Source organism: Pseudalkalibacillus sp. R45 (assembly GCF_052246725.1).
GTDB lineage: Bacteria > Bacillota > Bacilli > Bacillales > Fictibacillaceae > Pseudalkalibacillus.
Window position 1 is genome coordinate 42,464 of the sequence record NZ_JBQQCL010000012.1, and the last position, 21,379, is coordinate 63,842.

The following is a 21,379-nucleotide window of genomic DNA, read 5'->3' on the forward strand; positions in this document are numbered from 1 at the left end:
AAGGAAAGGAGCGATGACATGATTCGAATCATTCTCGTCGATGATCATGCAGTTGTCCGGATGGGATTGAAAATGCTGCTTGATGCCAATCCCGAAATGGAAGTTGTTGGTGAAGCTTCTGAGGGAAACGAAGGAATAGAGCTTGCGGAAAGCCTTAAACCAGATGTCATCCTTATGGATCTCAGTATGCCTCATGGAAAAGACGGACTTTCTGCAACAATAGAATTAAAGAAAAGTATGCCGGAAATTTCAATATTAATATTGACGATGCACGATGATGACGAGTATTTATTCAGAGTCGTCCAGGCTGGCGCTTCCGGATGTATCCTCAAAAGTGCACCACATGAAGAACTGCTTTCGGCTATTAAAATGGTTGCAGACGGGCAAGCCTATCTGTATCCCAATGCTACAAAGCGGTTGATGGAAGAGTACGTCACAAAGTTGAAAGAAGGCAGGAATCTAGATACGTATTCGACCCTCTCCGAAAGGGAGAAGGAAATTCTCGGTTTGATCGCGAAAGGTTACTCCAACAAGGAAATCGGTGAATTACTTGTCATCAGTGTCAAAACAGTTGAAACACATAAAAGTAATTTGATGGAAAAATTGAAGATGAAAACACGGCCGGAACTAGTAAAATATGCTGCCCAAAAAGGGCTTCTCGATTTTGGCGTGTAAGGTTGTGAGGATCATGCAATCCAATGAGATTTTAAGTAGGTGCCAACAGCTTTCCACAGACTTGGACTGTGATTTTGTCGGTATTGCCGTTTATGACCTGTCTGGTAAACATTCAATATGGAAATATGCTGTAGGGAATCGGAATGATAAATATAAAAGGATCATAGTAAGATATGGTAGAGGAATAGCTGGAAATGTAATCAAAACCGGATCGCCTATGATCATCCGTTCATTTCCGGAAGATATTCTGGGAAAGCCTACAGATTATCCAATCATGTTAGCTGAACAACTATCAAGCTGTATAGCGATGCCTATAAGGAAGAAAAACGGAATTTGGGGTGTTCTTCTTGCAGGGCACCGTCAAAAGCCTGGCTATGATGATACATCCGTAGAAAAGATGAAAAACGCGGTGGGTCAATTAGAAGGGATCATCAATGGTGATTTCGATTCTCGGACTGAGGTGGTTTTGTGAGGACGAAAAAGACGACAGTACGTAGCTCAAATGATTCATGGAATGATACCGGAAACGAATATGAGCATGAGATCGGAAAGCTTCATGAATTAGCGGACATCAAGTATGCACTTGATGAATCTTCAATAGTAGCTGTGACAGACAAACACGGAATCATAAAGTATGTGAATGATAAATTCTGCCAGGTGTCAAAATACTCAAGTGACGAACTGATCGGTAAAACCCATCGGATCATCAACTCCGGTCATCATTCTAAAGAATTCATGAAAAACCTTTGGGAGACGATTGAAAGCGGTGAGGTTTGGAAAGGTCAAATTAAAAACAGAGCCAAGGATGGTTCCTATTATTGGGTAGATACCACCATCGTCCCATTCTTGGATGAGAACGGTCGCCCCTATCAATACCTTGCTTTACGTACTGAAGTAACGGAATATAAACGGATCAAGGAAGAACTTCGCAGCTCGATGAATGAACTGCTGGATTTCAAGTTTGCCCTCGATGAATCCTCGATTGTAGCGATAACGGACCAAAAAGGAACGATCAAATATGTAAACAATAAATTCTGCGAGATTTCCAAGTTCACCAGGGAAGCGTTGATTGGTGTTGATCACCGTATCATCAATTCCGGTTTTCATTCCAAAGACTTTTTCAAGAATTTATGGAACACGATCGGGAAGGGAAAAGTTTGGAAAGGTGAAATCAAAAACAAAGCGAAAGACGGTTCGTATTACTGGGTAGACACGACAATCGTTCCTTTTTTAAATGAAAATGGAAAACCGTATCAATACCTTGCGATCCGGAGTGAAATCACTGAACGAAAACGGGTGGAAGAAGAACTGCAACAAATGATGACCAGGCTCATCCATGTTCAGGAAGATGAAAGGAAAAAAGTATCGCGTGAACTGCATGATGGTATAGGTCAAAACCTCTATAGTCTGCTTATAACAATCAATAGACTCAGTACAGATACCAGCCATCCATTACTAGAACAGCTTCAATCCGATGTCACAACCTTGATCGAAGAAATCCGCGGTATATCATGGGAATTAAGACCTTCGTTATTAGACGATCTTGGACTTGTTCCAGCCTTGCGTTCGTTCATCAATCGTTATTCCCAACACTACGGCATTCGCGTTGATTTCAAGTGTGAAATTTCACAAAGGTTCGATGTACAGATTGAAACGACAATTTACCGTATCATTCAGGAAGCGTTAACCAACGTACGTAAGTATGCCGATGTAGATAAAGCAAAAGTGGAAATCCTCAAACAGGATGAAAAAATCCAGGTCAAGATAGAAGATGAAGGGAAGGGCTATGATCCGGACCAAGATTCAAAAGGGGTAGGCTTATTCAGTATGGAAGAGCGAGCAAAATCAATAAGGGGACAGCTTAAAATCGACTCCACCCCAGGCTATGGCACAACCGTTATGCTAATTATTCCTGAAAGCAGAGATAGCACCTGAATAAGTCCCAATAAATTCGATTGTCAGCTCGAAACGAGAAAAAGGGGTTGAGGATATGGAATGCATTGCGACAGATTTGAAAAAGTTACCGATATTCAGTTCGTTAGTAAGCGAGTCATTGAAAAAATTAGGGGATATAACGAATAAGAGGACATATAAAAAGCGGATGTTTGTTTTCATGGAAGGTGAAGAAAGAGAAGCGGTTTACTTTATACGTAAAGGTGTCGTGAAAACCTATCACGTGGATGAAGAGGGGAATCAACAAGTCATCTCCATCTTACATGCCGGGGATATGTTTCCCCACGTCGGGTTCTTTGATTCAACTCCTTATCCAGCTACAGCTGAAGTTGTCCAGGATGCAGAACTACTGATCATCAGGATTGATGATTTTGATAAGCTTATGATGAAACAGCCCCAAATCGGGATTTCCGTCATGAAGGTAATGGGGAAAAAGATCTTGCAGCTGCAGGAACGAGTCCAAAGCCTCATCTCAAAGGATGTACAGCATCGTTTGATCCACGCAATATTAGAACTGTCGATCGAACATGGCACTCAAAACGGAAACTCGGTGCAGATCAGCTTTCCAGTAACAAACCAGGATTTTGCCAATATCGTAGGAACCAGCAGGGAATCGATCAATCGCACGTTGAACCATTTGAAAAAGGAAAAGATTTTATCGTGCACGCGGAGCGGTATCCAGATCCATGACCTTAAGAAGTTAAAACAATTAAGATGAAAAGCAGGATGGAAGGGGTTGTTCCATCCTTTTTCACATTTTAAGGAAGCATAAAATACTTTCTTCAACAAAAGCTCTGCCTGCGACTAATCTAATCTCTGGTCTCCGTTCTATTCCTCAGCCAACATCTCAGCTTCCAATCTTGGGAAAAGGATGTTGTTTTCAAGATGGATATGCTGAAAGAGATCTTCCTCTAATTCTTGTAGCTTCAAGTACATCACCTGATAAGTCATGCACGCATCGTCAGGGAGCTTGTAATCAGCTGTACACTCTCGTAACTCCTTCAGATAAAGCCCTGCAGTTTCATGTTCTTTTTCAAGAAGAAAATTCGCATTCAAGATTTCGGGCAATTTTTCAGTCTGTCGATCAAAACTATAAGCATTGATTTGTGGGAAGAAATCCTCTTCTTCATGGATCATATGTTCCTCCAACTCGACCTTCAAATTATGAAACAGCTTATATACACTCGCTAACTCAGGGTGTTTTTTTCCATGCACACGATAAACTTTAGTCACAAATGCACTTAGCTCCGGGAGCAGGTCTGATAGAAATTTGTGGTGTTTGTTTATGATATGATCAATCAACTCATGATAAGGAGCTTTCGTCCAATCTGTATCTTCATCGGTAGTATGGACCACCTTCCTATACATATCGTTCAGGGTATCCAAAAATTCAACTGCATTCAGCTTTTTCTCCTGAAGGGCCTCTCCGATCGGACGATTTCCCCCACAGCAAAAATCGATTTTATACTTTTTGAGATATTGGCTCGCATTTGGAAAGCGAGTGACGATATCTCCAGTTTTTGTTTCTGTAGTAAAAACAGCTTCCATAACAAGAACCTCCTTTATATTCGATACCTTTACTTTAAGGCATATTTTCGAGTAGTACCGTGACATACATCACGGTTATGAAAGAAATATACTGCTAAATTGGTATTGTAAGAAACAATATAAGGAGGGATTGTCATGAAATCAGAATCGCAGTTTGCGTGTCACCAAATGGCGGCACAGTCTACGAAGTATTGTCCAGCAATTGCTGGATTAATTGACGAACACCTTAAGTTAAAGCTAGTAATGGAAGAGCTTCTTTTGAAAACAAAAGGGATACTGGATTCTTTGGAAAAAACAGAATATGTGGAGAAGGCAGCATTAAGAAAAGAAGTAGTGAGGTTCAAAAAAAATCTGGAGTTGCATTCATATAAAGAAGAAGCCTATTTGTTTGATACACTTGCCAATTATATTGGCAGGAATTCAGGGCCGATCGCTGTGATGGAATATGAGCATCAGACAGCTAAAACCTATATTGGTCAATTTCTTTCAGAGGGATGTAGTGATAAGGAAGCACTTGATTCATTGAAAAACGGGATAATTATTGAAAGACCATTTTAACAAAGAAGAAGTCGTATTGTTTCTGATGGCCGAAAGCTTGCTATCTAATGAAGAAAAAGTAGAGATAGCCGAAAATATTCTTAAATAGAAGACAGTGTAATTCTTGCAACGGGGTCTCGTCATGCAGAATGTCACGAAGAAGTGGAAGAGTTCGGACAGAGATTGGCAGAAATCGCTTATTCCTGTCCGAAGAAGAGGGGACTTCGGACAGAGAATGGCAGAAACCGCTTGTCCCTGTCCGAAGAAGAGGGGACTTCGGACAGAGATTGGCAGAATCCGCTTGTCCCTGTCTGAAGAAGAGGGGACTTCGGACAGAGATTGGCAGAAACCGCTTGTCCCTGTCCGAAGAAGAGGGAACTTTGGACAGAGATTGGCAGAAACCGCTTGTCCCTGTCCGAATTAAGCTTGAATTATAAACGCGAAGAGGGAACTTCGGACAGAGATTGGCAGAAACCGCTTGTCCCTGTCCGAAGAAGAGCGGACTTCGGACAGAGATTGGCAGAAACCGCTTGTTCCTGTCCGAAAAAGAGGGGACTTCGGACAGAGATTGGCAGAAACCGCTTGTCCCTGTCCGAAGAAGAGGGAACTTTGGACAGAGATTGGCAGAAACCGCTTGTCCCTGTCCGAATTAAGCTTGAATTATAAACGCGAATTAATCTTACTACTGATGGAGGGACACAGTACCTGATCCTCAAACAGAAAATAGCTTTCTGTATATACCCTTAATTTTTCAATCAATTGACACGTATCTTGATCCATAAAAGTGATTATTTGAAGTTGTTCACTCATTTTATTGATACGAGCCTTCTGCGTTTTCAGTTCCTCGGTAATCCTCCCAATTTCGATCATCAAATTGAGCGTTGGTTTTTCATCGTAAATCCTTAACATTGGAAATAGGGTCTTTTCTTCCGTATTTATATAATGGTTCAAAGACCTCACCACTGTCATCACCAGTTGGTAATCCTGATGTTTTTTATTTTCAGCGCAGGAATTTCCTATACTGTTTTTCAATTGTTCAATATAGATTAGCAGCTGTTCGTGATGACTTGATCGGACATAATTTGTCAGTTGAGTGAAACCGAGCTTTTTCAATCTATGGACATGTATTTTTTCAAGTTTCAATTCTTCGGCTGAATTTTTCTCCATGGTTTCTCCTCCTTGTTTCCCCAAGTTTCTACCCATACTTTATTCCTCTGTCGTTCTCCCATCAATGACAATTATCACATTGAAAAAAAGAAAATCAGGAATGGGGGAGTTTTACCACATAAATGGGGAAGTTCCCTGATACTACTTCAGCTAATCTTTTCTTACACTATAAGTAAGTTGAAAAATCGGTCTTTCGTTGCATTTAAAGAAAGTATAAATACTTTCTTCAATATAAAGGCAACTAAGGCTCAGCCTACGCTAACGCTTGGTAAAGCCCAAGTTTTCTTTAAAAAGGAGTGAAGTTCAAATGAGTTCTTGTCACTTGCTTCAAAATTATTGTGCATTTCAAAATACGGATGTCTTTTCTGAGGAAACATTTGGATTGTTATCAGAAATAATGGTTGAGTATAAGGTGCAAAAAGGAACGTTTCTTTTTGCGGAGCATGAAACGGCAAACAAGATCTATTTTGTCCGTGATGGGCAGATCAAAATAACGAAAACAAGTGAAGATGGAAAAGAACTCATGTTTCATTTATTCCAGAAAGGCGATTTAATTGGTGAGCTTGGTACTGCGGAAACCCATAGTTTCAGTGGTAAAGCGACAATGGATAGTGTTATTGAAGTCATTTATAGAAAAGATTTGGAAACAATCCTGTCATCAAATGGGAAAGCAGCTTTGGAATTCATTAAGTGGATGGATCTGATGAATCGGATCACGAGTTCGAAACTGCGTGACTTGCTGCTCTATGGAAAAAATGGAGCGTTATGCTCGACGCTTATCCGGCTATCGAATTCTTTTGGTAAAGTTGGTAAGGATGGAATTTCGATCTGCATCAAACTGACTAACACGGAGCTGGCGGAACTGATCGGTACCTCACGGGAGACAGTTAATCGGATGTTAGCCTCATTGAAGAAAACCAAAGTAATCGATTTTGATTCGCATGGGTATCTGCGTATATTGGATTTGGACTATTTACGTATGGAATGTCGTTGCGAGGATTGTCCAATCGAAGTATGCCGCATTTAAATGAATAGGTTGCTAAGACTACTCGATGGCCATTTGCCCGGAGAGTAGTTTTTTACGTAACCGAACATCGAAAACAAAAAAATTGCAGGGAGATATTTCCCTTCCCTGCAACCTTTCACTTAATTGATGTATGACGTTTCTTTAGAATTGTTGGGCTTTTTCAAGCGATTCTTGATGCCTGACAAGATCCAACGGTCCAGCCCGATTTTTCCGGCATTAGCTCCAGCAATCAAGACAAAGAGAATCAACAGCAACATTTGAGGATTCGTACTTGTCGTACCAGATAAAAGAAATGCGAAGTTCATTGTTGCGGCCATCAGCGCAGCAAAGGTGGTGAAAGTCCCTGCAATCAATGCAATACCAACTAATAACTCTCCCCAAGGGACAAGGATATTAAACAACCCGACATTCGGAATTGCAAAACCTTCAAGGAAAGCTGCCCACCATGTTTGAACAGCTGGATGCTCTCCAGTCGCTTTACCAACAGCTCCCCTCAAATATCCTGAAGCATCGAATCCACCGGTAATCTTTTGCCAGCCTGTAACCGTCCATTCATACCCGAGGTATAGACGAATAAGGAAAAGAACATAAGAAGCCACTACATTTTCTCTGAAAAAATTAATGAATATGATCATCACCCACTTTGTTCATATCAAGGAGAATCGATCTCCCTGTCATTTAAAAATATACAGAACCATACAACCAGGATATGATGATCATCACACTTTGAAGCATGATTTTAGAAAAAGAAGAGAAGGCCACCTAAGAACCAAAGACTATTAATGATTTCGATAATGCCGATTACAATTGGTTTGATTGGTCTTTCCCTGGTAGTGAACCAGTCTTTCAGAATACCAGGAACATATGCTGCAACTAGTCCTCCCATGGCGAACAACCAGGGGACACTCCACAGAAGCCCATGGTAGAGGTGGGAGTAGACTGAAAATCGCTTGTTGTTCCTTTCCCGTATGAGCGATTTTACATAAAAGGCACTGCCTAAAAAATAGAATGTGACAAACAAGGCTAGGATGAATGCAGTATCTTCAATTCGTCCCTTCCCGATTGTATAGGCTGCTATCGCCCCTAATGAAAAAATCAGGATCCCGATCAAATCATTCAACATATTCCTTTCATTCTTCTTTTTAATGAAGTAAATATTCATCAACAATAATGGTACCAATAAAGATCCAATCAACAAGATCAGTGGCTCCGACAAAATTACGGGTAAAAGAAACAGGAATGAAGCACCTGAGTACCCGATAAACCACGGAAGCATCTCCCCCTTTGCCTTTGGCTTTCTTATCATTTGCAGCATGGGTGTAGAACTAAGATACAAAAGGAACCAACCGATTAAAAATGGAAGATGGATCCATTTCGGTCCGCCGCTTACGATTCCTGCAAGAACAGGAACAAAAAACATCATCCATGTTCCATGTTCCCGCGGTAATATCATCTTCAACATGATCCCTCCTAAGCCTGTTTCACTTGCTGAAATTCATGGTATCATGCCGGCTCTCCAATGAGTGTGAGGTGCGTCACTGTCATTAGCTGGACAATCCTCGCATGAAGATCGGAAATCGGTGTTCATCATTCCGTCAAATATCAGCTGACTATATGTGATTTTTATCACAGAGGATGAGATGGAATTCCAATAGACTATCAGTAGGAGGTAAGGAAAGGGGGAGGACACGGTTGGAACCTAAGGTTGGAAATAAGACCGAAGTGAAGGAATTGAAAGCGACACAGAAAGCTGAAAAGACGTTAAAAGGAACATTTTTATCAGTATTGTTTGTCGGAGGATTTATCGTCCTATCCTGGGTAGGAATTTATGTGCTTTTCTTATCAAGATTATAGTGAATTTGAAGAGGTGATTACGCATGCATTTACACAAATATGAAAAATGGTGGCTCATGCTTGGCGGCGGAACATTGATCATATTTCTATCGATCATTGGCATCAGTGCTTTTGCAATGGGTCATACTCCACCCAGTGACCATATGACGATCGATCCGAAACAGGTTGATACGACAGCGCCTTTCGATGAACCAGGATTGAAGAAAATCGGAGACAATGAATACGTATTGGTGATGGTTGCTCAAGCATTCACGTTTTTACCTAATGAAGTGAAAATTCCTGAAGGGGCCACTGTTCACTTTAAAGTCACAAGCAAAGATGTGGTTCACGGATTCGCGATTACAAAGACGAATATTAACATGATGATTACGCCAGGCCATATCAATTCGATTACCCATACGTTTGATAAAGCTGGCAGTTATCTTATTTTATGTAATGAATATTGTGGAGCTGGCCATCAGGTGATGAGTGCAAGAATCGAGGTGGGTTGATATGAATATAGGAAAAATTTCAGAAGTGGTAGATCGGCATGATGCAAAACTTTCAATGGCTCATTTGACTGTATCATTTACAGCGTTATTTCTCGGAGCTATCGCTGGATTGCTGCAAACACTGGTCAGGAGCGGGACAGTCACACTGCCAGCCGGAATCGGTTACTATCAGCTATTGACAGCACACGGTGTGTTACTTGGCCTTGTTTTCACCACTTACTTCATCATTGGGTTTCTATATGCAGGCATAAGCCGCACGACTGGTAAATTATTCGATATACCGCGGAGAGCTGGCTGGTATGGTTTTTACATGATGACAATCGGTACGATCCTTGGCGTCATCATGGTTCTCCTGAATAAAGCGACGGTCCTTTATACGTTTTATGCTCCTTTACAAGCCTCTCCCTGGTTCTACATCGCATTGACATTGATTATTGTAGGGAGTTGGATCAGCGGCGGAGGAATGTTTCGTCAGTATTATATATGGAAGAAGCTCCATAAAGGGCAGCTTTCACCCTTGATCAGTTTCATGGCAGTCATGACGATGCTTTTATGGTTGATTGCCACGATTGGGGTTGCTGTATCTGTTCTGTTCCAATTCATCCCCTGGTCATTTGGCTGGGTGGATACCATCAACATTTTATTAAGTCGGACATTGTTTTGGTATTTTGGTCATCCATTGGTATACTTCTGGTTGCTTCCGGCGTATATTTGCTGGTATGCAATCATACCGAAAATCATCGGTGGAAAGATTTTCAGTGATTCATTAGCCAGGTTGGCATTCGTTCTCTTTCTATTATTCTCGATACCTGTTGGATTCCACCACCAGTTGTTGGAGTCAGGAATCTCACCATTCTGGAAGTACTTGCAAGTCGTACTGACTTTCATGGTTATCATTCCATCGTTAATGACTGCGTTCTCTTTATTCGCAACGTTCGAATTGACTGGCAGAGAGAAAGGCTCTAAAGGTTTATTCCGGTGGTTCAAAGAACTTCCTTGGAAGGATGCAAGGTTCTTTGCTCCAATGATGGGAATGTTGATATTCATTCCCGCCGGGGCAGGCGGGATCATCAATGCAAGTAACCAATTGAATCAAGTGGTCCATAATACGCTATGGGTCACAGGGCATTTTCATTTGACGGTCGCTTCATCTGTCGCACTTACATTCTTCGGAATCGGTTACTGGCTCGTACCCCATCTGACAGGACGAAAATTGACTTCCCAAATGCACAAACTGGCAAATATCCAAACGATTCTTTGGGTGGTAGGAATGTTCTTCATGTCTGGTGCGATGCATACAGTTGGACTTTTCGGAGCTCCAAGACGTACCTCTTACACAACTTATAATGATCATCCTGACGCATTAGGATGGATCCCTTATGAGGTTGCAATGGCGATTGGTGGCAGCATTCTATTTATCGCAATTCTGTTGCTGATGTATATCATGGTGAATCTCGGATTGTTCGCACCAAAAGGAGTTGAAGAGTTTCCTATCGGAGAGCTTGCTCAAGGTGCAGAGAAAACACCTGCAATATTGGAGAACTGGAAGCTTTGGATTGGAATTACTGTGGCATTGATCTTGTTTGCCTATACAATTCCGCTTATCGATATGATCCAACATGCTCCGCCTGGTTCTCAAGGATATAAACTCTGGTAGTACATGAAACACCTTATATATACTTTAAAAAATCTAAGGAGGAATTTGAGATGAAGAAATTTATAATGGCAATCTTTTCAATGATGTTGATTACGGTACTTGCAGCATGTGGTGGGGGAGAAGAAGCAAGTTCCGATAAAGGCGGCAGTGGAGATGGTGGAACAGTCACGCTAGAGGCTACTAATTATGAATTTGATAAAGAAGTGTATAAAGTTGCTGCTGGTGAAGTGACGATCGATCTTAAAAGCTCCGAAGGGTATCACGGAATTACAGTTGAAGGAACTGATATCAAAATTGATGGAGAAGGCAGCGCTTCAGCAAACTTTAAGCCAGGAGAATATAAAATCATCTGCAGTATCCCTTGTGGGGAAGGGCATCATGAAATGACAGCGATGCTAGTAGTTGAGTAATCAAGGATGATTTCGCAAACTTTGTTGCTCTTGCACTTAAAGAAAGTATAAAATACTTTCTTCAGTATAAGGGCAACTAAGGATCGACCTACAAAGGGCTTGGTCTCGCCAAGTTTTCTTTAAAAGTGGTTGATTTCCGCTCCAGGATGCTCGCTTTCCACGGGGCGTGCGGTGAGCCCACTCGTCGCCTTGCTACCTCAGGAGTCTCCTTTTCAAGGAAGCATTTGTGCTCCTGCGTCTACAAGAAAGTCCTGTCGAAGCGAGCTTCCTCGTCGCATGCCTTGCGAGGAGATTATTCAGGTAGTAGGCACGCTGATCCCGCTGGAGTCTCGCACCTTGCTCTCCAATCAACTTGCACAAGGTGAGTTTTTTAAAAGTAACTCAAACAGCAACAAACTTTTAGAAAAGAGCCATAATCAAAAAAAAAGGCTGCCACTATTAAGTGGCGCCCTTTTTGTGTCGAGAAATCACAGTATTTCCCAGGTGATAGCGAAGATTTGTCGAAGCTAGGAAGCATCTGCGGTTTTTCGACTCATATATCGTTGAATCAAACTGGTTTTAAGTTCGATCATCGGCTGTGCCAGTGTAATGATTGGTTTTGAAGCTGTTATCAACGTCACGATAGCCGCCAGGACCAATAATGTTAAATAATTACCTGATTCGCTGACCTTATCATAAAAAGGTGATAACTCGAACAGTTTGACGATGAATCCATGTAACAAGTATACATATAAGGTTCTTGTTCCTAGATGTGTAAAGAACATCTTCCTTCTAGGAACGATCGCCATGAAACTGAAAGTAGCAAGAGCCGTAAGTCCATACATCAACAAACGAATGAACCAAGCTTGCCCTAGCTCGACACCTAGTTCTTCATAAGAAGAGGAAGCCAGCAGCCAATCCTTCGCTTCTTGTGGGAAGAAGAAATAATAACTGACAAACATCCCAACTAAAATCAGACCTGCTGCAATCCTTTTTTCAGGGCTCAAAATAGCGTAAAAATGTTCCTTTTTCAACAGGTAACCACCAAGGAAGACCGGGAAAAATACAAAAGTTCTGGATAAACTAAAGTATGTGCCGATATCTTGGATATAACCTGCAAAAACACCGATTGTTATCGCTATAATCATCATGATTGCCGGATGTTTCAGTTTGATGAATAGAAGCAGTAATACATTCCAAAGCACCATGCTCAATAGGAACCATAGTGTCCAATACGGATCGAATAAAGTTAATGTTTCTTTACCATTCCAAATTCTGTGAAGCACAAAATAGATAAGTTGGAAAATGAAATAAGGAATCAGGATCTTTTTAAATATCTTCTTCAAGTACCCGGGTTTCCTTATACTCTTTGAGAAAAAACCACCTATCAAGATGAATGCCGGCATGTGGAAGGTATAGATGAAGTTATATATTGTATATAAAGCTTCACTATCTCCCTTGTGTGGACTGATGAAATGTCCGAATACGACGAGGAAGATCAATATGAACTTCGCATTGTCGAAATAGAATTCACGTGTTCCTTGTTTACTCATAACCAGGGCCTCCAAGATGCAAAATATTTTTCTAGAATACATAATAAAAAGAAGTATGTGCTACGTCTAACATACCCTGTTGGTTTATGAATGAATCGTATGTCACCTAATTTATTCGAATTTGTCACATGTATATGTAGGTATGTAAAAGATTTTTAACAACCAAGAAAACTCTGTAATAATTGTAATAGAGAGGTGGAGTCCACATGGGAGAAACTTATAATGAAATAATGATTGATGGTCCTTTTTCGTTTCGACATACCTTTAAAAGACATCATCGTTCTACAGATACATTAAATCCAATGGTGATCGACCAGGATGAGAATCGTTTCATTAAATGGATCCATTTAGGTGAGAAACCCTACTTGTTGGATGCGACAATCGAACACAGCCAAAATGGAGTGTCCATCGTAACAAACACAAAAAAGAAAGATAAGAAAGAAGCTCAAGCTATAAGAGAATATTTATCAAGAATGTTCGGGACAGGAAATTCACTGGTGGATTTTTACGATGGTTTCAGAGGTAATGAAAAAATTGAGATATTGATCAATGAATTTCATGGAATGAGGGTTCTGTCTAATCCTGATTTGTTCGAAGTGATGGTCGATACGATCATAGGTCAACAAATTAACCTTACATTTGCTGCTACACTAAAAGAACGCTTCATTCGGTTTGCAGGTGATATTAGGCCTTTGGATGGAGTCGATCTTTACCTTTTCCCTCGGCCAGAAGCTGTGGCCGAACTTGAATACGAACAGCTTCGCGAGCTTTCATTCAGTCAAAGGAAAGCTGAATACATTATTGATTTTGCCAGAAACGTCGTAACCGGAAGGATTGATATCGAGCAGTTATGGACAAGTTCGAATGAAGAGATCATCAAGGAATTACTTCCATTTAGAGGAATTGGCAGATGGACAATCGAATGTTTAATGTTATTCGGCTTAAACCGACCAGATGTATTACCAGCCGCAGATATCGGTCTGCGAAATGCGGTGAGGTTGATTTATGAACTGGATTTGCAGCCGCAAACAGAGGAAATACGCATGTTGGCACAGGAAGAAAACTGGAATCCCTGGGAAAGTTATATCACTTTCTATATGTGGCAGTATTTGAATACAACTTCTTAAAGAAAACTTGGTAAAGCCAAGTCTTAGGCGTAGGCTGAGCCATTCGTTCCTAGAAAAAGCAATTGCTTTTCCTTCGTGCGGTGTATTGCTTCCGAAGCCACCAGCTTGTGCACTTATACTGAAGAAAGTATTTTATACTTTCTTTAAGTGGAACAGAAAAAGAGTTGACCTACATTCTGGCCAACTCTTCATCAATACTAATCCAGGATGGTAACTTCAACTTGTTGTTTTCCGAAGCTTGTTGCATCTTCTTCAGATTGCATGTATAAATCGATCTTGTTACCGTCGATTGCTCCACCTGTATCTCCTGCTACAGCACGACCGTATCCTTCAACGTAAACCTCAGTTCCAAGAGGGATGACGTCAGGATCAACAGCAACGATCTTTTGATCCGGGTTCGCATTCAAGTCAATTCCTGTAGCTGTCACACCAGAGCAACCATCACAGTTTGCTGTATAGGCTGTCGCTTCCATTGTGAGCGTTTTTTGTTCTTCATCGTCAGCAGATGCTTGTCCGCTGTCGTTTGTTTCAGTAGTTTCTTTTTCAGCAGCTGCAACTTCAGAACCTTGTTGTGCGGCTTGTTTCAATTCAAATAGGGCTGTTTTTGTTTGAGGACCTGCAATGCCGTCCACTTGGAGATCATTCTTTTCTTGATATTCTGTGACAGCTTTTTCAGTCAATGGTCCGAAAATGCCATCTACTTTATAATCATAAAGCTTCAATTCGGTCAGATGTTCTTGTAAATGTTCAACTGCTTTACCGCGATCACCGCGTTCGATCATTTCTGTTGCTTCTTTCAATACATCCGCGGTTTCTTGATCGATCGTTCCTGTAGGATCAAGACCATACTCCTGCTGGAACCCTTTCACACCTTTATGCGTTATATCACCGTAGTAACCGGTTGTTTTATCATAGTCGAAAAAACCTAGTTCTTTCAGGTCTTGTTGAACTGTGTGGATATCATCATGCCACATATTCTTCTTTAGTGGTGTTTCTACATCTGCCGCCTGCGTTGCTGCTGGTGCAAGTACAGCTGATCCTGCTACCGCAGCAGTCAATGCTACCTTTTTGAACATATAGAAATTTCCCCTCCTTTGAAGTTAGAGACGTGTTTTTTGCGTCCCAATTGCACATTCTACAAGGACATTATGACATGACAATAATAGTGCAATTACAAAGGGATTACGTTTAAAATACAAGTGTCTGATTTGGTTGTCATATACACCAAATATAGGAAAATCCATAATAAAGGGAGAGGTAAAATCCGAACTGGGAGGTTGTTACGATGAGTATAAGACGACCATCAAAGTTGGTTATGATCATATCAGCGATAGTGATCTTTATAGTTGTAATCGGAGGATGGACTGGTATGCAAATGTTAAAGAAGGCAAATGATGAGTCTGTTACTCTAGCTGATGCGAAAAATAATGGGGAGGTCCGGGTCGTTTCTGATGATACTATTTTTGTGAACGGGAAGGAAGAGGAGTTTTCGAGAGAAATAGCAAAAATGCATGCTTATTTCAATGAATTGCTCGGGTGGGGAGGCTGGAGGACGTTCGATCCAAAGAGCAAAGACGATGAACTTCAGTCACAGCTCCAATACATCAATACCATCCTTTTACCTGAAACCACGGGTACATTAGCGACAGATATGCAACGTGCTTCAGAAGGAATAGAAAAAGCATTAGAAACCAACACCACTGAGGAAATGTTTATTACCCACCGGATTTTCCATGACCTTGATGTGGTTATGAATGACAATACCGCAGATGATTATTGGGGGATCACCACAACTTACGGAAAACAATGATTCTGTTTAGAAAACGTCAATTTTTTACTGCTGTCACGCTGCATTCTATGGTAAAGTGATAAGTGGAAGGACGGGATGTACAAGATGTTCAAAGTATTACTTGTCTCTATTCTTATCATCATCGTTGTTTTGGTTCTTTTCGTGGCAGCAATTTCTAAGGGTTATTCCTATAAACATACAATTGATCCATTGGAAAACAACCCTAACATAGATGAAAAAGAGGAAGACGAAGAAAAACCGAATCGATAAATCACTAATTCCATAATTATCTTTGAAAACAGGTTGGCTGTATAATGCAGTCAACCTTTTTATTTTGGCTCCGGGCCTTGATAGATGTACAAGCAATCTCCATGAATTGGAATATATTGTTTGTGAGGGGTGATAATCTATTGAAAGTGGTGAAAAATTGATGAGAATTGTTATAGATCCGGGTCATGGAGGATCTGATACAGGTGCTGTATATAAGCAGTACAGAGAAAAAGACTTTAACCTGAAAGTGTCACTTCTCGTAAGGGACCATCTTCTAAAGTCTTATGAAGCGGAAATCCTCATGACTAGAACAACTGACAAAACGATGGCTTTGAAAGAAAGGACAGACTTTGCAAATAACAGGAAAGCTGACTTTTTTTGTTCCATCCATCATAATGCAGCAGGTGGAAGAGGATTCGAAAGCTTTATTTTCAATGGTACAGTCCCTGACAGGACAAAACAAATCCAAACTGTCGTCCACAAAGAATTCATGTTTACTGCAAAAAAATATGGTGTAAACGATCGGGGGCAGAAAAGAGCGAATTTCTATGTGTTGAGAAACACGAGGATGAATGCATTGTTGTTAGAGGTTTTGTTCGTCGACAATGAGCATGATCTGAAACTGATCCTAAATGATCAATTTGTCCGCGATGTTTCCAAAGCGATTGCAATAGGTATCGCCAAAGCCTTGAACCTCAAGGAAAAACCTGCGCCATCCCCGGATCCTGGAACCTTATATAAGGTGATTGCTGGATCTTTTAATGAAGAAGAAAACGCGAAAGAGCGAGCTCAGTTCCTTTCAAACAATAAAATAGAAGCTTATATATATCCGATTACAATCGATGGTACTAAATTTTATCGTGTACAAGCTGGGGCATTTTCAGAAAAAAAGAATGCTGAAGACAGAGTTGCAGCCTTGAAACGTTTAGGAATTCCAGATGCTTTTATCGTAACAGAAGGGAAAAGCGATCCGGAAGAACCGCCACAACCAGAGCCGATTAAAGGATTTACGATACTAGGCTCAAGTGTCCTGGCAGCATCCAATTTGCAGGCATTGGTGAAACGGATCAATCCGAATGCTCCGAATCTTGCTTCCCTTTACATTGAAATTGGAAAGAAATACGGTATTCGTGGAGATACAGCATATGCTCAAGCGGTGCATGAAACGAATTATTTCAGATTTACAGGTGTGGTGAAACCAGAACAAAACAACTATGCGGGGATCGGAGCAACAGGACCTGAAGAACCGGGGGCTTCATTCGCTACTCCGCGAGAAGGTGTAACTGCGCATATCCAACACTTGTATGCGTATGCTTCAAAAGCTGGGTTGCCAGAAGGAGAGACTCTAGTAGATCCACGGTTCAATCTCGTATCTCGCGGATCAGCACCGACATGGGTCGCTTTAAATGGAAAATGGGCTGTACCCGGTACCAATTATGGACAACTTATCCTTGGCATCTATGATAAGGTGATTGATTACGAAGTCAGCAAACTTAATGAACAGCTTGACTTGTTAGAAAAGACGAAGCAACAATTAGATTAGGGAGCTGCCTTTTTGGTCAGCTCTTTTTTTGTTAAACATTCTTTCAGGTATATTGCTCGGCATATATTGAACATGTCCCAAGATTTGTGTACACACAGGGATTATGAGCAGGAAAGTAAGTTGAAAATACATACAGTGGTACAATTGAAAGAGGATTATCAGCTCCAAAATAGACTAGGATGAATAACTATGAAGAATTGGCGAAAAAGTGCACGTTTCTTGTGGCTTTGTAATTTCATAATCGTTGCAGCAATGACGATGATATTGCCCTTTTTGCCACTTTATCTCGAGGAATTGGGTGTAACAGGAAGTAAGGCTCTTAGTAATTGGACTGGAGCTGTTTTTTCTGCGGCATTTTTATCCGGAGCTATCATGGCACCGATATGGGGGATTTTTGCAGATAAATATGGCCAAAAAGCGAACTTGATCCGTGCCGGAATTGGTATGGGTATTTTGACGTTTTCGATGGCCTTCGCAACCGGTCCATGGATGTTATTAGCATTGCGCTTTTTCATGGGATTCTTTTCAGGTTTTATTACGGTCTCTTTTTCATACTTATCCAGAATCACACCGAAAGAACATACCGGGAGCGCCCTTGGTTTTTTACAAACAGGAGGAATATCAGGTGGAATCATCGGACCTTTGATCGGGGGTGCATTATCCGATTTATTCGGGTTCAGACCGGTTTTTGCTGTTACAGGAATCAGCATAATGGTGACATTGACGCTTGTCGTCTTTTTCATACCTAAAGATGAACCAATGCAAGCGGTAAAAGGGAAGCAAGGCACCTTCATGGACGTATTGAAAAATAGACAATTGCTCCTATTGTTCATTGCGACATTTCTTCTTCAAGCTTCTATGTTGAGTACGAATTCAATGATGACGATCTTCGTGAAGACATTTGTCGGTGATCCGGAAAACCTGGCATTACTTGCTGGTTTAGCGGCCTCCATTCTAGGGATTGCAACGATCATCGGTTCCCCGTACCTTGGAAAACTCGGGGATCGGATCGGCCATGTCAAAATGCTGCCAGTCCTTATGCTTGTCAGCGGAATTCTCTTCTTCCCACAACTATGGACGGATAATATATACGAGCTATATATATGGCGATTTCTGCAAGGATTGATATTAGGCGGAGTTTGGCCGGCGCTTCAGACACTGATTCATAAAAAAACACCGCCGGCTATACAAGGGCGTGCTTTCGGTGTCACTGGCAGCTGCCGCTTTCTTGGGAATTTGACTGGACCGATCATCGGAGGTTGGATATCAGGGAGTTTTATAACGGCCTATGTGTTCGGTTTTGCAGGCGTCATTTTGGTGATGGGCAGTGTCCTCGTGAAATGGGGCTTGGAACGGGATTGAGGACAACGAAGAAATAAGAATTTTCGTTGTAGAGATAATTTCGGAGTTGTAGATATAATTTCGAGTTTGTAGCGTTTCGGTGTAAAGTTGTAGAGATAATTTGATTAGACTAACTCAAACTAAAAGCAGGTTTTAATCTAAAAAACTTCCTCAATAACAAAAAGAGGCTGGGACAAATGAACTTTGTTCAATAGAAAACCCGAACAATTTGTCCGGATTTTCTTTAGTCAGCCATAATAAATGAAGGTCCCGCTTCGTCAACATCCTTCGCTTTACGCGGACACGGCCTCAGCCACCTCAGAAAGCACAAACCGCTTTCTTCCGGGGTCTTCGACTCGTGCTGTTCCGCAGGAGTCTATGGATGTTGCCTACGCTTTTCGTCTTTCATTTTATCCATAATACTTTATTGTTCGTCTCTTCTGTTTTCAGTTATAGTTTTGTCCCAGCCTCTTCATTAACATACGAGGCAACCTAAGCTCAGCGTACGCCAAAGGCCTGGCTGAGCCAAGTTTTCTTTATTCAATCGTGTGTGTAAATGATGTCTCAATTGGGGGTTTGGATGTGACCTTGAACTTCACTTTATACGTACCTGGATCAAGTTTTGGAATATCAACTTCAAATGTATGTTTCTGACCAGGTTCTATCGTGATCGTCTTCAAGGCTTGAGTGAACATTTTACCTTCTGCCCAATGGAAGACTTCTTTTCCATCTTGATCTGTGATCCACATATCATATTGCTGACCACTGGAAAATTGAAGCTCTTTAGAACTTTGCGTCTGATTTTGGAGTTCGATCACCGCTTTATTATCAGTGAATGAAACGACGTTAAGCTGTAATTCATCTGACACGCTATCATTCCCTTCCGAACTTTTCTCCTTTTTATCTTCACTTGCTTCTCCATTTGTCGGCTGGGATTCTGGTTCTTCAGGTTGATTGCTTGTCCCACATGCAGTCAGAAGAAGGACTAGAAAAATCGTTACAAGTCGATACATGGTGAGTTCCTCCTTTTCCGGACATCCCATCTATTCTTCGATGCCCTGAAATCGTATTTGTAGTATAGACGTAACGATCTCAGGCTATGTTTCACCGTTTTATAAATTAAGCAGTTTTTTATAGAGTCTAGTGTTTACATATATATATTGACACTCCCACGGCTAAACCGCAAGTTGAACTTCGGCCATCCCACCCCTAAATGACCCTAAATGAGGGCTTTCCCGCTCATTAGAGCTTTAAATCAGAAGGACGCTTTATCGCAATTATCGCAATTATTGATATTAAAAACAGGGGCTGACACGTCGGCCAACCCCTGTAGATGTTCATTTGATTATTTAGCATGTAAACGACGGATACGCTCGTCTAGATCTGGGTGAGTCGAGAACAGCATTTTCTTCTTCTTACCACCGCTGATTTTCATTGTTGCAAGTGATTCTTGACGAGTATCGACCCGGTTTACATGAGCACGTAACGATTCAAGTGCATGAATCATCTTATCTTTCCCAGCTAGATCCGCACCACCACGGTCCGCATGGAATTCACGGTATCTTGAGTACGCCATGACAACAATCGCACCAAGAATTGAAAATGCGATTTGGAAGACAATGATGGCAAGGAAATGGACTAATGCCGCTTTATCTTCATCAACGAGTTGCGCGACTGCCCATGCTGCGATACGTGATAAGAATACTACAAATGTATTGATGACACCTTGCAGTAAGGTCATCGTCACCATATCCCCATTGGAGATGTGAGCAACTTCGTGCGCTAGTACACCTTCAACAGCATCGTCATCCATGTTTTGTAGTAATCCGCTTGAAACAGCGACGAGTGAACGGCGTTTCGATGGACCAGTTGCGAAAGCATTGACTTCTGGAGAATCATAGATTCCGACCTCTGGCATCTTCGTCAATCCCGCTGCACGTGACAAACGGTGTACTCGTTCAACAAGATCTTGCTCATATGATGAATTTGGTCTGTCAGGATCAATAACCTTGACGCCCATCATTTTTTTAGCCATCCAACGAGAAATTGCAAGCGATATGAATGAACCACTGAAACCAATTACTGCACTGAAGACCAATAATTGGCCGAACATGATGCTGCCATCAGCACCGATGTAATTGTTTACACCTAACAACGATAAGACAATCATGATCGTAGTAAGGACTAGAATGTTTGTCAGGATAAACAGAAAAATTCTTTTTGCCATTTTCCATACCTCGTTTCAAGTTCATTTGAACTTAAGTTATGAGAATAGTATAAATTACCCTTAAGGAATTTTCAAGATAAGAGTTTCAGATTTTAATGAAAATTATTGGTGGACGTCGAACCTAGCAGAAGGAACGCTGTTTGGTCGCGCCTCCTCGTCATTTTCCAGTAACCTATGTGTCTAAACGAGTCGCTGCCACTTTTATTTGCTTTAACCTGTGGATAAGGAGTG

General features: G+C 41.2%; 24 protein-coding genes and 1 pseudogene. 17 read left to right on the forward strand and 8 right to left on the reverse strand.

The annotated features are described in order from the left end of the window. Positions 1-18: 18 nt before the first annotated feature. The 4 genes and pseudogenes from ACTWQL_RS17880 to ACTWQL_RS17895 all read left to right on the forward strand — a co-directional run bounded on the left by ACTWQL_RS17880 (position 19) and on the right by ACTWQL_RS17895 (position 3,346). Complete coding sequence (locus ACTWQL_RS17880) at positions 19-675, forward strand: response regulator (protein ID WP_443143793.1); 657 nt, start codon at positions 19-21, stop codon at positions 673-675. A gap of 13 nt (positions 676-688) precedes the next feature. Next, positions 689-1,147 carry a GAF domain-containing protein gene (locus ACTWQL_RS17885; RefSeq protein ID WP_443143794.1) on the forward strand — a complete coding sequence of 153 codons (459 nt, stop codon included), beginning with the start codon at positions 689-691 and terminating at the stop codon, positions 1,145-1,147. An 89-nt stretch (positions 1,148-1,236) separates the two neighbouring features. Then, positions 1,237-2,610 (forward strand): annotated as a pseudogene (locus tag ACTWQL_RS17890) (PAS domain-containing sensor histidine kinase); the annotation flags it as partial. A 55-nt stretch (positions 2,611-2,665) separates the two neighbouring features. Then, positions 2,666-3,346 carry a Crp/Fnr family transcriptional regulator gene (locus ACTWQL_RS17895; protein ID WP_443143795.1) on the forward strand — a complete coding sequence of 227 codons (681 nt, stop codon included), beginning with the start codon at positions 2,666-2,668 and terminating at the stop codon, positions 3,344-3,346. Between the two features lie 110 nt (positions 3,347-3,456). Here the strand turns inward: ACTWQL_RS17895 and ric are convergent, their stop codons facing one another. Beyond that, complete coding sequence (gene ric / locus ACTWQL_RS17900) at positions 3,457-4,176, reverse strand: iron-sulfur cluster repair di-iron protein (RefSeq protein WP_443143796.1); 720 nt, start codon at positions 4,174-4,176, stop codon at positions 3,457-3,459. A gap of 135 nt (positions 4,177-4,311) precedes the next feature. Between ric and ACTWQL_RS17905 the strand changes: the two genes are divergently transcribed. Continuing rightward, positions 4,312-4,734, forward strand: coding sequence for a hemerythrin domain-containing protein (locus ACTWQL_RS17905; protein ID WP_443143797.1), 423 nt, complete (start codon positions 4,312-4,314; stop codon positions 4,732-4,734). Between the two features lie 121 nt (positions 4,735-4,855). Continuing rightward, entirely contained in the window at positions 4,856-5,137 is a 282-nt protein-coding gene (locus tag ACTWQL_RS17910) for a hypothetical protein (protein ID WP_443143798.1), read from the forward strand. 236 nt (positions 5,138-5,373) lie between these two features. Here ACTWQL_RS17910 and ACTWQL_RS17915 read toward each other — a convergent pair whose 3' ends face one another. Beyond that, entirely contained in the window at positions 5,374-5,880 is a 507-nt protein-coding gene (locus tag ACTWQL_RS17915) for a hypothetical protein (protein ID WP_443143799.1), read from the reverse strand. 307 nt (positions 5,881-6,187) lie between these two features. Between ACTWQL_RS17915 and ACTWQL_RS17920 the strand changes: the two genes are divergently transcribed. Beyond that, positions 6,188-6,907: a Crp/Fnr family transcriptional regulator gene (locus ACTWQL_RS17920; RefSeq protein WP_443143800.1), complete on the forward strand. Its 720-nt coding sequence runs from the start codon at positions 6,188-6,190 to the stop codon at positions 6,905-6,907. Positions 6,908-7,026: 119 nt separating this feature from the next. Here the strand turns inward: ACTWQL_RS17920 and ACTWQL_RS17925 are convergent, their stop codons facing one another. Further along, complete coding sequence (locus ACTWQL_RS17925) at positions 7,027-7,536, reverse strand: DoxX family protein (protein ID WP_443143856.1); 510 nt, start codon at positions 7,534-7,536, stop codon at positions 7,027-7,029. 110 nt (positions 7,537-7,646) lie between these two features. After that, entirely contained in the window at positions 7,647-8,369 is a 723-nt protein-coding gene (locus ACTWQL_RS17930) for a YwiC-like family protein (RefSeq protein ID WP_443143801.1), read from the reverse strand. 230 nt (positions 8,370-8,599) lie between these two features. Here ACTWQL_RS17930 and ACTWQL_RS17935 point away from each other — a divergent pair, with 230 nt between their 5' ends. From ACTWQL_RS17935 to ACTWQL_RS17955, 5 genes are all read left to right on the forward strand, one after another. Then, positions 8,600-8,761, forward strand: a complete 162-nt coding sequence (locus ACTWQL_RS17935; RefSeq protein ID WP_443143802.1) for a cytochrome c oxidase subunit 2A — start codon at positions 8,600-8,602, stop codon at positions 8,759-8,761. Between the two features lie 23 nt (positions 8,762-8,784). Next, on the forward strand, positions 8,785-9,252 hold the full coding sequence (locus tag ACTWQL_RS17940) for a cytochrome c oxidase subunit II (RefSeq protein ID WP_443143803.1): 468 nt from the start codon (positions 8,785-8,787) through the stop codon (positions 9,250-9,252). Between the two features lies 1 nt (position 9,253). Continuing rightward, positions 9,254-10,909 carry a b(o/a)3-type cytochrome-c oxidase subunit 1 gene (locus ACTWQL_RS17945; protein WP_443143804.1) on the forward strand — a complete coding sequence of 552 codons (1,656 nt, stop codon included), beginning with the start codon at positions 9,254-9,256 and terminating at the stop codon, positions 10,907-10,909. 50 nt (positions 10,910-10,959) lie between these two features. Continuing rightward, positions 10,960-11,319, forward strand: coding sequence for a cytochrome C oxidase subunit II (locus ACTWQL_RS17950; RefSeq protein WP_443143805.1), 360 nt, complete (start codon positions 10,960-10,962; stop codon positions 11,317-11,319). A 276-nt stretch (positions 11,320-11,595) separates the two neighbouring features. Continuing rightward, positions 11,596-11,829, forward strand: a complete 234-nt coding sequence (locus tag ACTWQL_RS17955; RefSeq protein ID WP_443143806.1) for a hypothetical protein — start codon at positions 11,596-11,598, stop codon at positions 11,827-11,829. On the opposite strand, the gene ACTWQL_RS17960 is transcribed toward ACTWQL_RS17955, so the two are convergent. After that, positions 11,826-12,851, reverse strand: coding sequence for an acyltransferase family protein (locus tag ACTWQL_RS17960; RefSeq protein WP_443143807.1), 1,026 nt, complete (start codon positions 12,849-12,851; stop codon positions 11,826-11,828). The two genes, ACTWQL_RS17955 and ACTWQL_RS17960, sit on opposite strands and share 4 nt — an antisense overlap. Before the next feature lie 206 nt (positions 12,852-13,057). Here ACTWQL_RS17960 and ACTWQL_RS17965 point away from each other — a divergent pair, with 206 nt between their 5' ends. Beyond that, positions 13,058-13,978: a DNA-3-methyladenine glycosylase family protein gene (locus ACTWQL_RS17965; RefSeq protein WP_443143808.1), complete on the forward strand. Its 921-nt coding sequence runs from the start codon at positions 13,058-13,060 to the stop codon at positions 13,976-13,978. Between the two features lie 197 nt (positions 13,979-14,175). Here the strand turns inward: ACTWQL_RS17965 and ACTWQL_RS17970 are convergent, their stop codons facing one another. Then, a complete protein-coding gene (locus ACTWQL_RS17970; RefSeq protein WP_443143809.1) occupies positions 14,176-15,054 on the reverse strand; it encodes a peptidoglycan-binding protein in 879 nt (292 codons plus the stop codon). A 209-nt stretch (positions 15,055-15,263) separates the two neighbouring features. Here ACTWQL_RS17970 and ACTWQL_RS17975 point away from each other — a divergent pair, with 209 nt between their 5' ends. From ACTWQL_RS17975 to ACTWQL_RS17990, 4 genes are all read left to right on the forward strand, one after another. Then, a complete protein-coding gene (locus tag ACTWQL_RS17975) occupies positions 15,264-15,788 on the forward strand; it encodes a hypothetical protein (RefSeq protein WP_443143810.1) in 525 nt (174 codons plus the stop codon). A gap of 84 nt (positions 15,789-15,872) precedes the next feature. Next, a complete protein-coding gene (gene ytzI, locus ACTWQL_RS17980; protein WP_443143811.1) occupies positions 15,873-16,037 on the forward strand; it encodes a YtzI protein in 165 nt (54 codons plus the stop codon). A 160-nt stretch (positions 16,038-16,197) separates the two neighbouring features. Next, on the forward strand, positions 16,198-17,580 hold the full coding sequence (locus tag ACTWQL_RS17985) for an N-acetylmuramoyl-L-alanine amidase (protein WP_443143812.1): 1,383 nt from the start codon (positions 16,198-16,200) through the stop codon (positions 17,578-17,580). 189 nt (positions 17,581-17,769) lie between these two features. Further along, entirely contained in the window at positions 17,770-18,942 is a 1,173-nt protein-coding gene (locus tag ACTWQL_RS17990; protein WP_443143813.1) for an MFS transporter, read from the forward strand. A 515-nt stretch (positions 18,943-19,457) separates the two neighbouring features. On the opposite strand, the gene ACTWQL_RS17995 is transcribed toward ACTWQL_RS17990, so the two are convergent. Both ACTWQL_RS17995 and htpX read right to left on the reverse strand, forming a co-directional pair. Then, on the reverse strand, positions 19,458-19,934 hold the full coding sequence (locus ACTWQL_RS17995; RefSeq protein WP_443143814.1) for a BsuPI-related putative proteinase inhibitor: 477 nt from the start codon (positions 19,932-19,934) through the stop codon (positions 19,458-19,460). Positions 19,935-20,266: 332 nt separating this feature from the next. Next, positions 20,267-21,148: a protease HtpX gene (gene htpX / locus ACTWQL_RS18000; protein WP_443143815.1), complete on the reverse strand. Its 882-nt coding sequence runs from the start codon at positions 21,146-21,148 to the stop codon at positions 20,267-20,269. Positions 21,149-21,379 lie beyond the last annotated feature (231 nt).

What these genes read in the sequence shown, in the direction of transcription:
- ACTWQL_RS17880 (WP_443143793.1), top strand. Translation starts at nt 19, where the DNA reads ATGATTCGAATCATTCTCGTCGATGATCATGCAGTTGTCCGGATGGGA.
- ACTWQL_RS17885 (WP_443143794.1), top strand. Translation starts at nt 689, where the DNA reads ATGCAATCCAATGAGATTTTAAGTAGGTGCCAACAGCTTTCCACAGAC.
- ACTWQL_RS17895 (WP_443143795.1), top strand. Translation starts at nt 2,666, where the DNA reads ATGGAATGCATTGCGACAGATTTGAAAAAGTTACCGATATTCAGTTCG.
- ric (WP_443143796.1), bottom strand. Translation starts at nt 4,176, where the DNA reads ATGGAAGCTGTTTTTACTACAGAAACAAAAACTGGAGATATCGTCACT.
- ACTWQL_RS17905 (WP_443143797.1), top strand. Translation starts at nt 4,312, where the DNA reads ATGAAATCAGAATCGCAGTTTGCGTGTCACCAAATGGCGGCACAGTCT.
- ACTWQL_RS17910 (WP_443143798.1), top strand. Translation starts at nt 4,856, where the DNA reads ATGCAGAATGTCACGAAGAAGTGGAAGAGTTCGGACAGAGATTGGCAG.
- ACTWQL_RS17915 (WP_443143799.1), bottom strand. Translation starts at nt 5,880, where the DNA reads ATGGAGAAAAATTCAGCCGAAGAATTGAAACTTGAAAAAATACATGTC.
- ACTWQL_RS17920 (WP_443143800.1), top strand. Translation starts at nt 6,188, where the DNA reads ATGAGTTCTTGTCACTTGCTTCAAAATTATTGTGCATTTCAAAATACG.
- ACTWQL_RS17930 (WP_443143801.1), bottom strand. Translation starts at nt 8,369, where the DNA reads ATGTTGAAGATGATATTACCGCGGGAACATGGAACATGGATGATGTTT.
- ACTWQL_RS17940 (WP_443143803.1), top strand. Translation starts at nt 8,785, where the DNA reads ATGCATTTACACAAATATGAAAAATGGTGGCTCATGCTTGGCGGCGGA.
- ACTWQL_RS17945 (WP_443143804.1), top strand. Translation starts at nt 9,254, where the DNA reads ATGAATATAGGAAAAATTTCAGAAGTGGTAGATCGGCATGATGCAAAA.
- ACTWQL_RS17950 (WP_443143805.1), top strand. Translation starts at nt 10,960, where the DNA reads ATGAAGAAATTTATAATGGCAATCTTTTCAATGATGTTGATTACGGTA.
- ACTWQL_RS17955 (WP_443143806.1), top strand. Translation starts at nt 11,596, where the DNA reads ATGCCTTGCGAGGAGATTATTCAGGTAGTAGGCACGCTGATCCCGCTG.
- ACTWQL_RS17960 (WP_443143807.1), bottom strand. Translation starts at nt 12,851, where the DNA reads ATGAGTAAACAAGGAACACGTGAATTCTATTTCGACAATGCGAAGTTC.
- ACTWQL_RS17965 (WP_443143808.1), top strand. Translation starts at nt 13,058, where the DNA reads ATGGGAGAAACTTATAATGAAATAATGATTGATGGTCCTTTTTCGTTT.
- ACTWQL_RS17970 (WP_443143809.1), bottom strand. Translation starts at nt 15,054, where the DNA reads ATGTTCAAAAAGGTAGCATTGACTGCTGCGGTAGCAGGATCAGCTGTA.
- ACTWQL_RS17975 (WP_443143810.1), top strand. Translation starts at nt 15,264, where the DNA reads ATGAGTATAAGACGACCATCAAAGTTGGTTATGATCATATCAGCGATA.
- ytzI (WP_443143811.1), top strand. Translation starts at nt 15,873, where the DNA reads ATGTTCAAAGTATTACTTGTCTCTATTCTTATCATCATCGTTGTTTTG.
- ACTWQL_RS17985 (WP_443143812.1), top strand. Translation starts at nt 16,198, where the DNA reads ATGAGAATTGTTATAGATCCGGGTCATGGAGGATCTGATACAGGTGCT.
- ACTWQL_RS17990 (WP_443143813.1), top strand. Translation starts at nt 17,770, where the DNA reads ATGAAGAATTGGCGAAAAAGTGCACGTTTCTTGTGGCTTTGTAATTTC.
- ACTWQL_RS17995 (WP_443143814.1), bottom strand. Translation starts at nt 19,934, where the DNA reads ATGTATCGACTTGTAACGATTTTTCTAGTCCTTCTTCTGACTGCATGT.
- htpX (WP_443143815.1), bottom strand. Translation starts at nt 21,148, where the DNA reads ATGGCAAAAAGAATTTTTCTGTTTATCCTGACAAACATTCTAGTCCTT.